Origin of the sequence: Oricola indica (genome assembly GCF_019966595.1) — a bacterium.
Classification (GTDB): domain Bacteria; phylum Pseudomonadota; class Alphaproteobacteria; order Rhizobiales; family Rhizobiaceae; genus Oricola; species Oricola indica.
The window spans coordinates 684,459-699,014 of sequence record NZ_JAINFJ010000001.1 but is presented as its reverse complement, the minus strand read 5'-3'; the positions used below and the strand labels follow the sequence as shown (position 1 = coordinate 699,014).

The following is a 14,556-nucleotide window of genomic DNA, read 5'->3' as shown; positions in this document are numbered from 1 at the left end:
GGCTTACGCCGCTCCTATCATCGATGCGATCTTATCGAGAACGAGGCGGCGTTCCTCCTCGCCGAGAATGGCGGTTCCGAAGACCTGCTGGGCTCTCATGCCCTCCAGAACGAGGAACAGGGTGAGCACCGCGCCGGGATCGGGCGTTTCCTGGAGCATCCGGTCGAGAAGCTCGCGGTTGAACGTCTTGACCGGCGCCAGCAGGCACGGATCCTCGGCCAGCGCGGCCAGAAGGCCCGATGACGGCGGCGATTTCTCGTCCAGCGTCCTGACGACCTGATCCATGTAACGCGCCGCGAAATCGTTTCCCTGCAACCGGTCGGCCTTTTCGTCCAGCTCGGCGCGAAATTCATCCAGAAAACGCTCGACGAGGGCACGCATCAGCGCCGCCTTGTTGGGGAAATTGTAGAGCAGGCCACCCTTGGACACGCCGGCGCGGGCGGCGACCGAGTCCAGCGAGAGATGCGCGGCGCCATCGCTCATGGCCAGTTCCGAGGCCGCCGTCAGGATCTTCTCGCGCGATGATTCTCCACGCGCCATCTGCGACCTCCCATTGACTTTACCGTCCAGACGGTACAGTAAACTGTCCCGGACCGCAACTGCCTTTCCAGCTGGATGGGTGCTGCCGCCGTCCAACGAACGACAACGGACCCCGTTCATGATCAAGAGATTCATCATCGCCTTCATTCTGCTCGTCGTGATTTGCGGCGGACTGGTGGGGTTCAACCTCTTCCGCGATCAGGCGATCGAGGATTTCTTCGCCAACATGCAGCAGCCGCCGGTCGCGGTTTCGACGACCGAGGTCCAGTCCGTGTCCTGGGAGCCGGCGATCCGCGCGATCGGAACGGTCAACGCGGCAAACGGCGTCGACCTGACGATGGAAGTGCCCGGCGTGGTCAAGGAAATCCAGTTCGAGGCCAATGCGACGGTCTCCGAGGGAGACCTCCTGGTTCGGCTCGACGACGAGGTGCAGCAGGCCGATCTCGCGTCGGCGAAATCCCAGCTGAGCCTGAACGAGCAGGCCCTCGTGCGTGCGCGCGAACTCCAGGAGCGGGGCGTTGGCTCGCAATCGACGCTGGAAACCGCGCAGGCGGCCGCGACGGCTTCGACATCGCAGGTGACGAAACTGCAGGCGGTGCTGAACCAGAAGCAGTTGCGCGCGCCCTTCGGCGGGACCATCGGTATCCCGCAGATCGATATCGGCCAGTATATTTCGCCCGGCCAGGTCGTCGCCACGCTGCAGGACCTCGAGACGATGAACGCGAATTTCACCGTTCCCGAGCAGCAGTTCGAATTGCTGGCGATCGACCAGCCGGTGCGCATCGGACTCAGCGAAGACGATCTGCCCTTCACGGGAAAGATCACGGGTATCGATCCCAAGATCAATCCGGCCACCCGGCTCGTTTCTGTGCGCGCCGAAATCACCAATCCCGACGGACGCCTGAACCCGGGCCAGTTCGTGCGCGTGCGCGTCGGCCTTCCGGTCGAGGACGACGTGATCGTCATCCCGCAGACGGCGCTTGTCGCCAGCCTCTATGGCGACTTTGTCTTCCGGATCAAATCGGTCGAGGCCGAAGGGGATTCCGATGCCGAGCCGACGCTGACGGTCGAGCAGGTCTTCGTGAAGCCGGGACGGCGCTCCGACGGCACCGTGGAAATCCTCGACGGTCTGACGGGCGGTGACGAGGTGGTCAATGCCGGGCAGAACCGGTTGTCCAACGGCGCCCGCGTGACGATCAACAACTCCGTGCAGCCCGACGGGGCGAAGGACAGCGCGCAATGAACATTTCCGCGCTCTTCATCCGGCGGCCGGTTCTTGCGACCGTCTTCGGCATCCTGATCCTGCTGCTCGGTTTCCAGGGCATCTTCAACCTGGCGGTGCGCGAGTATCCGGAGGTCGAGGAAACCGTCATCACGGTGACCACCGTCTATCCGGGCGCGTCGCCGGAGCTGATCCAGGGCTTCGTGACGTCGCCGATCGCCGCCGCTGTCGCGACCACCGAGAATATCGACTACGTGACCTCGCAGAGCCGGCCGTCGGCCAGCGTCGTCACGGTCCAGATGAAGCTCGGCTCCAATCCGGACGTGGCGCTGACGGAAGTGATGTCGAAGGTCCAGCAGGTCCGCGGGCAGTTGCCCTCGGATGCGAAGGACCCGACCATCGTCAAGGGCACGGGCCAGCAATTCGCGATCATGTATATCGCGATGCAGAACCCGAACATGTCGGCGGAACAGCTCACCGAATATATCGAGCGCGTCATCCGGCCGCGCATGTCGACCATCGAGGGCGTCGCCGAGGTGCAGGTGATGGGCGCGGCGAACTACTCGATGCGCGTCTGGATCGACCCGATACGCCTCGCGGCGCGCGGGGTCACGGCGGCGGAGGTCGTCGGCGCGATCAACCAGGCGAACTTCCTGTCCGCGCCGGGCAAGACCAAGAACGAATACGTCACCTATTCGATCACGACGGAAACGACGCTCAGGACGCCGGAGGCGTTCGGTTCGCTGCCGTTGCGGTCCAGCGGCGACGAACTCGTCCGGCTGCGCGACGTGGCGGATGTCGAACTCGCCGCCGAGAGCACCGACATGGTGGTCAATTTCAACGGCGAACCCGGCACGTTCATCGGCATTTTCCCGACCCCCGCCGCGAACCCGCTCGACACGGCGGACGCGGTCATCGCCGAATTGCCGGCCATCCAGGCGACGCTGCCGCAAGGCATGGAGATGAACCTCGTCTACAACGCGACCGAGGCCATCAGCGCGTCGATCGAGGAGGTCTTCAAGACAATCGGCGAGGCGGTCGCCATCGTCGTGGTGGTCATCCTGCTCTTCCTCGGTTCATTCCGCTCGGTGCTGATGCCGATCGTGACGATTCCGCTCTCGCTGATCGGCGCCTGCGGGCTGCTTCTCGGCATGGGCTATTCGATCAACCTCCTGTCACTGCTCGCCATGGTTCTGGCGATCGGCCTCGTCGTCGACGACGCGATCGTGGTGGTGGAGAACATCCACCGCCATATCGAGGAGGGGATGACCGCGCGAAAAGCGGCCTTTAAGGGCATGAGCGAAATATCGGGCGCGGTCGTCGCCATGACGCTGACCCTGGCCGCCGTGTTCGCGCCGCTCGCCTTTACCGGCGGGCTGACCGGTTCGCTGTTCAAGGAGTTCGCCTTCACGCTGGCGGGCGCGGTTGTGATCTCGGGCATCGTGGCGCTGACGATCACGCCGTCGATGAGCGCACGGCTGTTGGCGCATGACGGGGAAAGCCGCTTCCAGGCCGTTGTCGACCGGACGTTCGAACGGCTGGAGAACTTTTACGAAAAGCTGGTCTCCGGGTCGCTGAAATACCGGCCGGTGACGCTGATGATCGTCATCGCGCTGGTGACGCTGACCGGCTTCCTGTTCGTGAAGACGTCGACCGAGCTCGCGCCCGAGGAAGATCGCGGCGCGCTGTTTTCGCTGATCACGGCGCCGCGCTATGCGACGAGCGACTACACGACGGTCTATGTGGACGAGATGCGGGAGAAGACGAAGGACCTGCCCGAGCTCGACGCCAGTTTCTCGATCGTCGGTTTCGGCGGCCAGACGAATAGCGGCATCGCCGTCTGGGCATTCGACGACTGGAGCGAACGCGACCGGTCGCAAAAGGAAATACAGGGGGACATCCAGGCGCGGCTGTCCTCGATCACCGGGGTTCAGGCGCTGGTCTTCGCGCCGCCGTCCCTGCCGGGCGCGGGCGGCGGGCTGCCGATCTCCGTGGTGATCCAGTCGACCGGCGATCCCAGCCTGGTCTACGAGGTGGCGGAGGAAATCCGCCAGAAGGCGCAAGCATCCGGACGGTTCATCGTCGTGCAGAACTCGCTCGCCTTCGACGCGCCGCAGGTGACGGTGTCGGTGGATCGGGAACGCGCGGCGGCGCTCAACATCCCCGCGAGCCAGGTCGGCACGACGCTCGGCGTCCTTGTCGGCGGCGGCGCGGTCGCCCAGTTCGATCGCGATTCCAACAGTTATGACGTGATCACGCAGGTGCCGCGCGAATATCGGGAGAACCCGGAAAGCCTCGGCGATTTCTTCGTGCGGAGCGCGACCGGCGAGATGGTGCCGTTGTCGGCGGTGACCTCGGTCTCCACGGCGGCGTCGCCGGCCTCCATCGAACAGTTCAACCAGCTCAATTCCGCGACGATCTCGGCGCTGCCGCTTCCCGGCGTGACCACGGGCGACGGCCTGCAGGCGATCGAGGAGATTGCCCTGGCGGCGCTGCCGGACGGGTTCTTCGTGGATTATTCCGGCCAGTCGCGGCTGGAGAAGGAGCAGGGGAACACGATCCTGATCGCCTTCGCGATGGCGGTGGTCGTCATCTATCTGGTGCTGGCGGCGCAGTTCGAGAGTTTCCGCGACCCGCTGATCATCATGATGGCGGTGCCGCTGTCGATCTTCGGTGCGATCGTGCCTCTGAATCTCGGCCTCGGCACGCTGAACATCTATACCCAGATCGGTCTGATCACGCTGATCGGACTGATCACCAAGCACGGCATCCTGCTGGTGGAATTCGCCAACCAGCAGCGGACGCATAACGGCCTGTCGCGCCTGGATGCGATCATCGCCTCGGCGAAAGTCAGGCTGCGGCCCATCCTGATGACCACGGCGGCCATGTCGCTCGGCGTCGTGCCGCTCATCCTGTCGTCGGGCGCCGGCGCGGCCGCGCGCAACTCGATGGGGCTGGTCATCTTTTCGGGCATTCTCATCGGAACGATGTTCACGCTGTTCGTCGTGCCGATGTTCTACACCTTCATCTCCGCACGCGATCTCAGCCCCGAAACGGAGGATGATGCCGAGGCGACGCCGGAACACCCATGACGAGAAGACGCGGCAGCCGGCAGAGCTTCGACTGGGCAGGGTTGGAGACCCTGTCCGTGGGCGAGGATGAATTGATCACGCCAGCCCAGTGCCGGATGGCGCGGGCGGGTATCGTGATGTCGGTGCGCGAACTGGCGCGCCTGGCGGATGTGTCAGGGTTGGAAGTAACGCGCTTCGAGAACGGCAATGAGGGCGCGCTGCCCGAGATCGTCCGGCGCTTCCGGCTTATACTGGAATCGCGCGGCGTCCGGTTTCTGGATGGCTCCGAAGGCGGTGGGGTGGAAATCACCGAGTGAGGCAGCGCGGCTTCCTCTCGCCGCGTCGATAATCGCTACTCCGCCGCTTCCACCCGCCCGTTTCCGTCGCTGAGCGGTGCGTCGGCGTTGCCGCCGGTTGTCTGGGCGTCGAGGTCGGGGAAGGCGGCGATGCGTTTGCCGGTGTGGTCCTGGTGCAGGACGATCAGGCCCTGTTCCTCGAACCAGTCGAGGAAGCGTCGTGCGCGGCGCGCGGAATGGGTGCCGTAGGCGCGGGCGATCTCCGCGTCGGAAGGGCAGGGCCCGGCGGTGATCGCGGTTTTCGCCAGCATCAGGAAGACGCCCTGGAGATCGTCGGTCACGCCCGTGGCGAGCGACAGCGCCGTCTGCCAGGCTTCGCCGGAGGCCGTTTCCTCGTCGACGCCCGAGCGCGCAACGGCAAGGCGCAAGCGAAATTCCCCCATGGAGAGCGGCGCGCCGGCGATGCGGCGCATACGGCCGCGCATCAGGAAATCCTGATATAGTTCGGAGTCGGAGCGGAAGGCGGACTCCGCGCTGGCCGTGATGGCGGCGAGCGTCTCGGCGATCCAAACCTCAAGTTCCTCGGCGTCCATCGGCGGGCGGCGTCCGGGCGTTTCGGCTTCCGGTTCGGCCTGCTGGACTGACGCGGCGTGCGCGAGGTCCTCCATGATGTCGGTCGTCGCGCGCGGTTGTGGCGCGGCGCGGCGCGTGACGGGAGGCCGGGCGAAATCCTCGGGAGCCGGCGTGAAGATCAGGTCTTCGACGTCCTGCGGCGCGTCGGGAAGCGGCATCAGCTTGGGGCTCGACGAGCGCGCGCCGGTCTCGACCGGGCCGATCGTGACCTTGAGCGGGCGACGCGACATGGCGGGCCCGAGCGCGACGAAGGAGCCGCGCTGAAGATCGCGGAACTGCTCGGCCTGGCGGCGGTCCATGCCGAGAAGATCGGCGGCGCGGGCCATGTCGATGTCGAGGAAGGTGCGCCCCATCAGGAAGTTGGAGGCTTCCGCCGCGACGTTCTTGGCGAGCTTGGCGAGGCGCTGCGTGGCGATCACGCCGGCAAGCCCGCGCTTGCGGCCGCGGCACATCAGGTTGGTCATCGCGCCGAGCGATGCGCGGCGCGCGTCTTCGGCGACTTCTCCGCCGGCGGCGGGCGCGAACATCTGCGCTTCATCGACCACGACGAGGACCGGGAACCAGAATTCGCGGTCCGCGTCGAACAGCGCGTTCAGGAATGTCGCGGCGGCGCGCATCTGGTCGTCGATCTCGAGGCCTTCCAGCGTCAGCACGCAGGAGACGCGGTGCTGGCGGATGCGGTTGGCGATGCCGATCAGTTCGCCCTCGGACCGGTCTGCATCGACGACGATATGGCCGAAGGCGTCGGCCAGCGTGACGAAATCGCCTTCCGGATCGACGACGACCTGCTGGACCCATTTGGCCGACTGTTCGAGCAGACGGCGCAGCAGATGCGATTTGCCGGATCCGGAATTGCCCTGGACGAGCAGGCGTGTAGCCAGCAGTTCCTCGATATCGAGCTTCGCCGCGTCATGCGTGGCGGTCGTTCCCATGTCGATGTCGACTTTCAAGGCCGGGCTCGCTGCGGTGATGGTTCGAGGACAGCCGGCAGAGACGCCGGCCCACCCCTCGATAGAGGATTCGCGGGCCGGACGGAAACCGGTTTGCGCACGGTCCACAGGCAGGAGGCGCACGAAACCGCATCAGTCGGGAAGACGATGCGATGCCTTAAAGGTTGTGTGCCCTGAAGTGGCTGCTGGAGAGCCACTCATTGACCTTGGCCAGCAGGGTGTCGGGGCTGATCGGCTTGGACAGGTAATCGTCCATTCCCGCTTCCAGACACTTCTCGCGGTCACCCTTGAGCGCATGCGCCGTGACGCCGACGATCGGCGTCCTGCGGCCGTTCAGCTCTTCGCGCTTGCGGATGATTTCCGTCGCCTCCAACCCGTTGAGTTCCGGCATGGAGACATCCATCAGGATAAGGCGCGGCGGCTTGCGGGCGCTGGTGTCGACGGCCTGCCTGCCGTCGCCGACGATCTCGAAGGAGAAGCCGGAATCAAGCAGGATTTGCGAGAAGACGAGCTGGTTGACCTCGTTGTCCTCGGCAATAAGGACATCGAGCGCGAAATCGGTCGCTTCCGGTTCCGCGTCCTTCGCCTGCGCGACGGGGCCGCCGGGGGCTGGCTCAAGCGCGGGGTTTTCCCGAAGCGGGCGCGTGCTTGCCGTTTCCGGTACCTCTTCCGGGGCGATTGCCGCGGGCGAGGGTGCATTCGCGGTCTGGGAATCGCGGGTCCGTTCCGAAGAGACGATGGAGTTCACCATCGCATCGAACAGATGCGACGATCGTGCCGGCTTCATCAGGTTCTTGTGAATGCGCAGGCGGCGGATCTCGTCCGGCGAAACGCCATTGTCGACCGAGGTCAATATGACGATCGGCGTGTCGCTCAGGCGGCTGTCGGAGCGGATCGCGGCCGCGACGTCGGTGCCGTTCATGCCCGGCATCTGATAGTCGAGCACGATACATTCGAAGGGCGCGTCGAGGCGTTTCGCCTCGCGCAGGACCTGCAGTGCCTCGATGCCGGAACCGACCGCGCAGCTGTCGAACCGCCAGGCGTTCATCTGCTCCATCAGGATGGAGCGGTTCACCGAGTTGTCGTCGACGATCAGGACGCGCGCGCCGGTCACATCGGTCGAGGGAAGTTCCGGACGGCTGATTTCGCCGTGTTTGGGAAGCGTGATCGAGAACCAGAAGGTCGAGCCTTCATCGATCTTGCTTTCGACGCCGTATTCCCCACCCATCAGGCTGATGATGGAAGACGAGATGGCGAGCCCCAGACCGGTGCCCTCGTGGCGGCGGGTGGACGAGCCGTCGACCTGCGAGAATTTCTCGAAGACCGTCGCAATCTTGTCTTCCGGGATACCGATCCCGGTATCGGTGATCCGGAAGGTCAGTTTCGCCTCGTCGCCGAGATCGACGGCGTCCACGTTGATCAGCACGTGGCCCAACTCTGTGAACTTGACCGCGTTCGAGACGAAGTTGGTGATGACCTGGCGCAGCCGACCGACGTCGCCGACATAGGCGTCGTGGATCGCCGGGTCGACGCGAACGATCATCTCTATATCTTTCTGCTGCGCGCGTGCGGTCATCAGCGTGGCGACGTCTGTGACGGCCTCGCGCAGTTCGAAGGGTTGCGGATCGAGCTCCATCTGGCCGGCATCGATCTTCGAGAAGTCGAGTATGTCGTTGATGATCGTCAGGAGGGCGTTGCCCGACTTGATGATGACATCGGCAAAAGTGCGCTGCTTGCTGTCGAGATCGGTGGCGGTCAACAATTCCGCCATGCCGAGAACGCCGTTCATCGGCGTGCGGATCTCGTGGCTCATATTGGCGAGGAATTCCGACTTGGCGCGGTCGGCGTTCTCGGCCTTGATCTGGGCGTCGCGGAGCGCCTTTTCACGTTCCTTGAACTTGGAAATATCCTCGATGCGGATGACGAGGTAGTTCTTGCCGTCGGCCAGTTGTTCGCGCGACTTGAAAGCCTTGGCCGCGAAGACCGTGCCGTCGGCGCGCCGGATGTCGTGCTCATGCGCGAAGGTCGTGCCGGTCTTCATGACCTCGTCCTCGAACATCGTGGCCTGGTTGGCGTTTTGCGGCCCGACGATGTCGATGGCTCTCTTGCCGACGATCTGGTCGACCGACAGGCTGTGAAGTTCGGCGAACGCCTTGTTGGCGATGACGCAGACGCCGTCGGTATCCTTCACGAGAACCGGGCTTGAGAGCCGGTCGAGGATGCTCTGGCCGAGCTCGGCCTTGGTGCGGGCGGCGATGGCTTCGTTCTCGCGCGCCTTCATCTCGTTGATGTCGGTCGTGATGCCGACGACATAGACCGACCCGTCCGAGCCGACGGCCTTCGATTTGCGTGCAAGGCGGTATTGCGGCGAACCGTCTTCGCCGACGCCGATTTCCTCGAGTTGCTGAACCTCGCCGGTTTCCAGCACCTTCCGGTCGGCTTGCATGTATTCCCGACCGGATTCGCCGAAGACCTCCAGATCGGTCTTGCCCATGCTTTCGGCGACCGTGACGCCGGCGAATTTCTCCCATCCGGAATTGGCGTAGATCAGCCGGAGATCGGGGGTCTTGGCGTAGATCGCGGCGGGGATGGCCTCGATGATGTTCTGGTAGAGTTCGTTCTCGCGGACGCGCTCGGCAAGCGCGATCTGCTGGTCCTTCAGTTCCGTGACATCCATCCTGAGGCCGATCAGCATGTTGTCTTCGGTTCTGATGTTGACGACCTTGTGCCAGTTGCCGGAACGGGCGCGGCGCAGCGATTCAAACCGGTGCTGATGATACTCATCCAGCTTGCGCCGTTTCCACTCCGACGGATTGGTGTCGTGCAGCATGTCGATCTCGGGATCTTCGCTGTCACGCCACAGTTCCTTGGCATGCGCCAGATCGACCGCCGCCGAGAGCGGTTGGCCGGGCCGCATGGCGGGACCGAGAAGCGGCTGGTCTTCCTGCAACCGGCGATTTGAGAGCAGGAAGCGGTCCTTGTCGTCATAGACGACGATGCCTATCGGCACATTGTCGAGGACTGTCTGCAGAAGCCGGAAGGATTTCTCGGTCTGAGTTTGAGCCGTCTCCAACTGGAGTTCGTGATCCTTTTCGGCGGTGATGTCGGTGCGTATACCGATGAAAATTCCGCTTTCGAGGCGGCGGTTGTCGATCTTGCACCAGCGTCCGTCGCGCAGCTGTTCAACAATCTCAAAATGGGTCTTGTGATGTTTGGCGACGCGGTCGGCTATTTCCTCGTCGAGTTCCGCTTCCGACAGATTCTCGGCCTTCAGATTCGTGGCGTAGACCTCGCGCAGGATGGAGGCGCGCATGACCGTCGACAGTTCGGCGCCGGGAACGAGCATGTCTGCTACGCCCGGATAGAGATCGTGCATCGCTCGGTTGGTGTAGAGTAGTCTGTCTTTTTCGTCATAGATCACGACGCCGGAGCCGATCGCGTCGAGGCTGGCCTCGATGATCTGGGTCAGGCGGCGCGTCTCGTCGCGCGCGCGCTTCATTTCCTCGAGCATGGAGATGATGTCGCTGAGGTCGTTTCCCGTTCCGCGATAGCCTTCGAATTCGCCGTTCTCTCCAAAGACCGGATGGCCGGAGACGGAAATCCAGTGTTCCTGGCCGCGCGGATCGACGAATTCGTAGATGAAGTCGCGAAAAGGTTCCCGGCGTTCCAGCACCTCGAGATGCGCTTCGGATTTTTCCTTGTTTTTCGTATGGTTGAGGAAGATGTCCCGGCGCGATCTTCCGATCATCTCCTCCGGGGAAACGCCGGTGATTTCCTCCACGTCACCGGACATGAAGGTAAAGCGATGGTCCTTGTCGGTGACCCAGATCCACCCGGCGGAGCCCGAAACGATATTCTTGTAGTCGTCGAGGGTCGCGCCTTCCGGAAGGAGGGCCGCCGTGTCAGTTCGCGATCCGTTGTTCATCACTACCCTGCCGCAATCCAAAAGTTGCAGGCGCGCCGAACCACAACTTCAGCACGCGGTGTATGCAGAGTCGCCGAAACAGATGAACCACGCGTTAACCAAGCGCGGCTTTGGGCCGGCCGGGCTTATCTGTGCTCTTCGACCGAAGCGTCTATGAGAGCCTTGTTGAAATAGCGCAGCGCGCGCACCTGGGTCGCCCAGCCGACGATCTTTTCGGGCTCCCTGTCGTCGATGACAGGCAGGCGCGCATGCCCGCCCTTGTCGAACAGGCGCAGCGCAACTTCCAGCGTGTCGGATCGCTTCAGCGTGGGTGTGCCGGATTCGGTATCGTACTGTTCCGGTTCCGCATCGGGATCGAGCGGATCCATGAAATCCATCACGCGGCGTGAGCGGGTGAGGGCGCGGTGCGGTCCCTCGCTGACGAAAAGGCCACGCATCTCGAGCTGCCACTGGAAATAGGAATGGGCATGAACCGCCTGGTTGATGCCATAGGCGATGGCGACGGTGAGCAGCAGCGCGATCGACAGCGCATAGCCGCCCGTCAGTTCGAACACGATCATGATGGTGGAGAATGGTGCGCCGAGAACGGCGGCGGCGACGGCGCCCATGCCGAGGATCGAGTAGAGCCCTTCGCTGGAGGCCAGTTCCGGGAACGCCGAGGCGGCGATGAGCCCGAAACTGCCGCCAGCCATGGCGCCGAGATAGAGCGACGGCGAGAAGATGCCGCCGCCGAACCGCGAGGCAAGCGTGATCGCGGTCGCCGCGGTCTTGGCGACGAGCAGCATCAGCATCATTCGAAGCGGAAGATTGTTGTTCAGCGCGTCGTCGGTCGTTTCGTAGCCGACGCCGAGCACTTCGGGAAACACCACGGCGATCGCGCCAACGCCCGCTCCGCCGACGACGGGACGCACCCATGTCGCCATGTTGATGTGGCGCGCGACCCAGTCCGTCGCGACGAGCGAGAACTGCAACAGGATCGCGACGATGGCGCAGGTGACGCCGAGAAGCGCGAAGGCCGGGAACTCCCAGTAGGAGGTGATCTGGTGATCCGGGATGATGAAGGCCGCGACATCGCCGAACCAGAAGCGGGTGACGAGCGTGCCGACAACCGAGGAAAGCACGATGGGCACGATGGCCGACAGCGCATAGTGGCCGAGCACGACTTCGTGGGCGAAGATCATCCCGGCGATCGGGGCGTTGAACGAGGCAGAGACCGCGCTGGCGACGCCGCAGGCGAGCAGGACGCGGCGCGCGGAATCCGGCAGGTGCAGCCGGCTGCACAGGGTCGAGCCAAGGGTCGCGCCGAGATGGACGACAGGCCCTTCGCGGCCCGCGCTGGCGCCGGAGCCGAGCGATAGGGCGGTTATGAGGGCCGACGAGATACCAGGCCAGAAGGGGAGACCCCGCTCGCCGAGGACTCGGGCCTCCATGACATCCGCGACGCTGAAGGTTCGCTGTTTCGACTGGATCGTCTGCAGCAATATGCCGACGACGAGGCCGCCGACGACCGGTGCGGCGAAGATGACGATCTTCGGAATGCCGGCGGCGGCGCTGACCACCGATTCCGACGTGGTGCCGAGCCACAGCAACTGGACGAGCCCTATGGCCTCGCGGAAGAGCACGGCCGCAATCGCGACGACCAGCCCGATGATCACCGAAAGAAGCCAGACCGCGGGCAGGCGGCGGCCGGTGAAATCGCGCAGGTTCGTCGTCATCTCGGACAGGGCCGCCGAGAAGCCCGTCTGGAGCATTGCCAGCAGGCGGCGCAGGGGTGAAGGCGTGTCTGACATGGTACCGCCGCGGCCGACTCCGTAAGCGTGAAGTTGCGAATGCGGCGCCATAGTAGAGCGCTTCACGGCGGGAATGAAGCGGTCGCGTCGGGCGATCCGCAGGCGATATGCCCGCCGCGCCTTGATTTTCGCCGTCGCGCGGTTCAGGAGAGGGCTTTCCATGGGCTCCGCCGGCGCATTCCTGCCGATTTCAGCGTTTAGCGCAGACGGTTCTCTCACTTTCGACCGCTTTCGGCCGTAACAAGAAACGAAGAAAACGGCACCATGCCCCTGTTAGACCGTCTGCAACTCAGCACGACCTCCACCGATCTGCCTCCCCATGAATCGCGGATCGTCTCCCTGCCGCTCCTTTGCATGATCGCCTTTGCGATCGGACTGGTCGCAGCGGCGGGTGCGGTGGTTTTCCGAATTCTGATCTCGGTCGTTCACAACCTCTTCTTCTACGGGCGTTTTTCGACGGTCTATGACGCCAATCTGTTCGATGCGCCGAGCCCGTTCGGCCCCGCGATCATCCTCGCGCCGGTTGTCGGCGGGCTGATCGTCGTCTGGCTGGTGAAGACGTTTGCGCCCGAAGCAAAGGGGCACGGCGTTCCCGAGGTGATGTTCGCGATCTACCATGCCAAGGGCAATGTGCGCGGCGTGGTGGCCATCGTGAAGTCGCTCGCCTCGGCCATCTCCATCGGCAGTGGCGCATCGGTCGGCCGCGAGGGACCGATCATCCAGATCGGCGCATCGTTCGGTTCGACCGTGGCGCGCATGCTCAGACTGGCGCGATGGGAGAAGATCACCCTTCTTTCGGCCGGCGCGGGGGCCGGTATCGCCGCGACGTTCAATACGCCTCTCGGCGGCGTGCTTTTCGCGGTCGAGATGCTGCTGCCCGAAGTCTCGACGCGGACCTTCCTGCCGGTCGTGGTGGCGACCGCGACGGCCACCTATGCCGGACGGATCGCCTTCGGTCTCGACCCTGCCTTCATCGTGCCGCTGGCCAACCTCGAAGTGCACCAGGCCGTGGATTTCGTCCAGCTGATCGCATTCGCCGTGCTTGGCGCGCTTGCCGGCATCGCCTCCTGGGCGTTCATCCGTTCGCTTGCCTGGTGCGAGGACACGTTCCCGAAGCTGCCCGGCAACGAATACACCCAGAACATCATCGGCATGCTGATGATCGGCGTTCTCGGATACGGCTTCTTCCTGGTCACCGGCCAGTATCACACCTATGGCGTCGGTTACGCGACGATCCAGGACATCCTGAACGACCAGCCCTACACGCTGGCGCTGCTGCTGCTTCTGCTGGCGGCCAAGATCTTCGCAACCTCGGTCAGCCTTGGCGCGGGGGCTTCGGGCGGCGTGTTTTCGCCGTCGCTGTTCATCGGCGCGGCGCTCGGCGGCGCCGTCGGGGTCATCGGGATGACGCTTTTCCCGGATCGCGGCTTTGCGCCGGCGGAATTCGCGCTGGTGGGCATGGGCGCGCTGGTCGGCGGCGCGACGGGCGCGTCGATGACCGCCATCGTGATGATCTTCGAGATGACGCGGGACTACAATGTCATCGTGCCGCTGGTCCTGGCGGTCGGGATCGCGCTCGGGGTGCGGCGCTGGCTGATCGCCGACAATATCTACACGATCAAGCTGCGCCATCGCGGCCGGCCGATACCGCAGATCCGGCACACGAACATGTATCTCGTGCGCCAGGCAAAGGAATTGATGGCGACGAATTTCATCGTTCTGCCGATCGACATGACCGTGTCGGACGCGCTCAAGGCGCTGCCCGCGGAGATGGATGGACCGATCCACGTGATCGTCGAGGACGAGGGGCGCATTGCCGGTTTCGTCCGGTTCGGCACGATCCCCTACATGGCGGACCGGCGCGCGCATCAGACGCTACGCGAGATCATGTCGAGCGACTATGTGATCGCGTCGCAGACCCATATCCTGAACTCGGTGATCACCCGCATGAACCAGCGAAACCGGTCTTATGCGATCGTGGTCGCGGGGCCGGGTGTGGTGCCGCGCACCGAGAACATCGTTGGCGTGATCGACACATCGGAAATCGCCGAGGCGGTGATCTCGAACCACTATGCGTGACGGCGCCGTTGCGCGCATCGCGGGTCGGACCTAGAAACACATTCCGCGCT

8 protein-coding genes are annotated in these 14,556 nt (G+C 64.0%); 4 read left to right on the top strand and 4 right to left on the bottom strand.

The features are described from left to right. Positions 1–3 precede the first annotated feature (3 nt). Positions 4–540, bottom strand: a complete 537-nt coding sequence (locus LC343_RS03265) for a TetR/AcrR family transcriptional regulator (RefSeq protein WP_223475657.1) — start codon at positions 538–540, stop codon at positions 4–6. Positions 541–658: 118 nt separating this feature from the next. On the opposite strand from LC343_RS03265, the gene LC343_RS03260 reads away from it, so the two are divergent. The 3 genes from LC343_RS03260 to LC343_RS03250 are packed head-to-tail and all read left to right on the top strand — an operon-like array spanning position 659 to position 5,150. Continuing rightward, complete coding sequence (locus tag LC343_RS03260) at positions 659–1,783, top strand: efflux RND transporter periplasmic adaptor subunit (protein WP_223475656.1); 1,125 nt, start codon at positions 659–661, stop codon at positions 1,781–1,783. Continuing rightward, positions 1,780–4,854: an efflux RND transporter permease subunit gene (locus tag LC343_RS03255; protein WP_223475655.1), complete on the top strand. Its 3,075-nt coding sequence runs from the start codon at positions 1,780–1,782 to the stop codon at positions 4,852–4,854. Before LC343_RS03260 ends, LC343_RS03255 begins: the two co-directional genes overlap by 4 nt. Then, positions 4,851–5,150, top strand: a complete 300-nt coding sequence (locus tag LC343_RS03250) for a transcriptional regulator (RefSeq protein WP_223475654.1) — start codon at positions 4,851–4,853, stop codon at positions 5,148–5,150. The genes LC343_RS03255 and LC343_RS03250 overlap by 4 nt, the downstream gene beginning before the upstream one ends. 35 nt (positions 5,151–5,185) lie before the next feature. Here the strand turns inward: LC343_RS03250 and LC343_RS03245 are convergent, their stop codons facing one another. From LC343_RS03245 to LC343_RS03235, 3 genes are all read right to left on the bottom strand, one after another. Further along, on the bottom strand, positions 5,186–6,712 hold the full coding sequence (locus tag LC343_RS03245; protein WP_223475653.1) for a helicase HerA domain-containing protein: 1,527 nt from the start codon (positions 6,710–6,712) through the stop codon (positions 5,186–5,188). A 157-nt stretch (positions 6,713–6,869) separates the two neighbouring features. Continuing rightward, positions 6,870–10,637, bottom strand: coding sequence for a PAS domain-containing hybrid sensor histidine kinase/response regulator (locus LC343_RS03240; protein WP_223475652.1), 3,768 nt, complete (start codon positions 10,635–10,637; stop codon positions 6,870–6,872). Between the two features lie 125 nt (positions 10,638–10,762). Next, positions 10,763–12,427, bottom strand: a complete 1,665-nt coding sequence (locus LC343_RS03235; RefSeq protein WP_223475651.1) for a chloride channel protein — start codon at positions 12,425–12,427, stop codon at positions 10,763–10,765. 264 nt (positions 12,428–12,691) lie between these two features. On the opposite strand from LC343_RS03235, the gene LC343_RS03230 reads away from it, so the two are divergent. Beyond that, positions 12,692–14,506 carry a chloride channel protein gene (locus LC343_RS03230; RefSeq protein WP_223475650.1) on the top strand — a complete coding sequence of 605 codons (1,815 nt, stop codon included), beginning with the start codon at positions 12,692–12,694 and terminating at the stop codon, positions 14,504–14,506. Positions 14,507–14,556 lie beyond the last annotated feature (50 nt).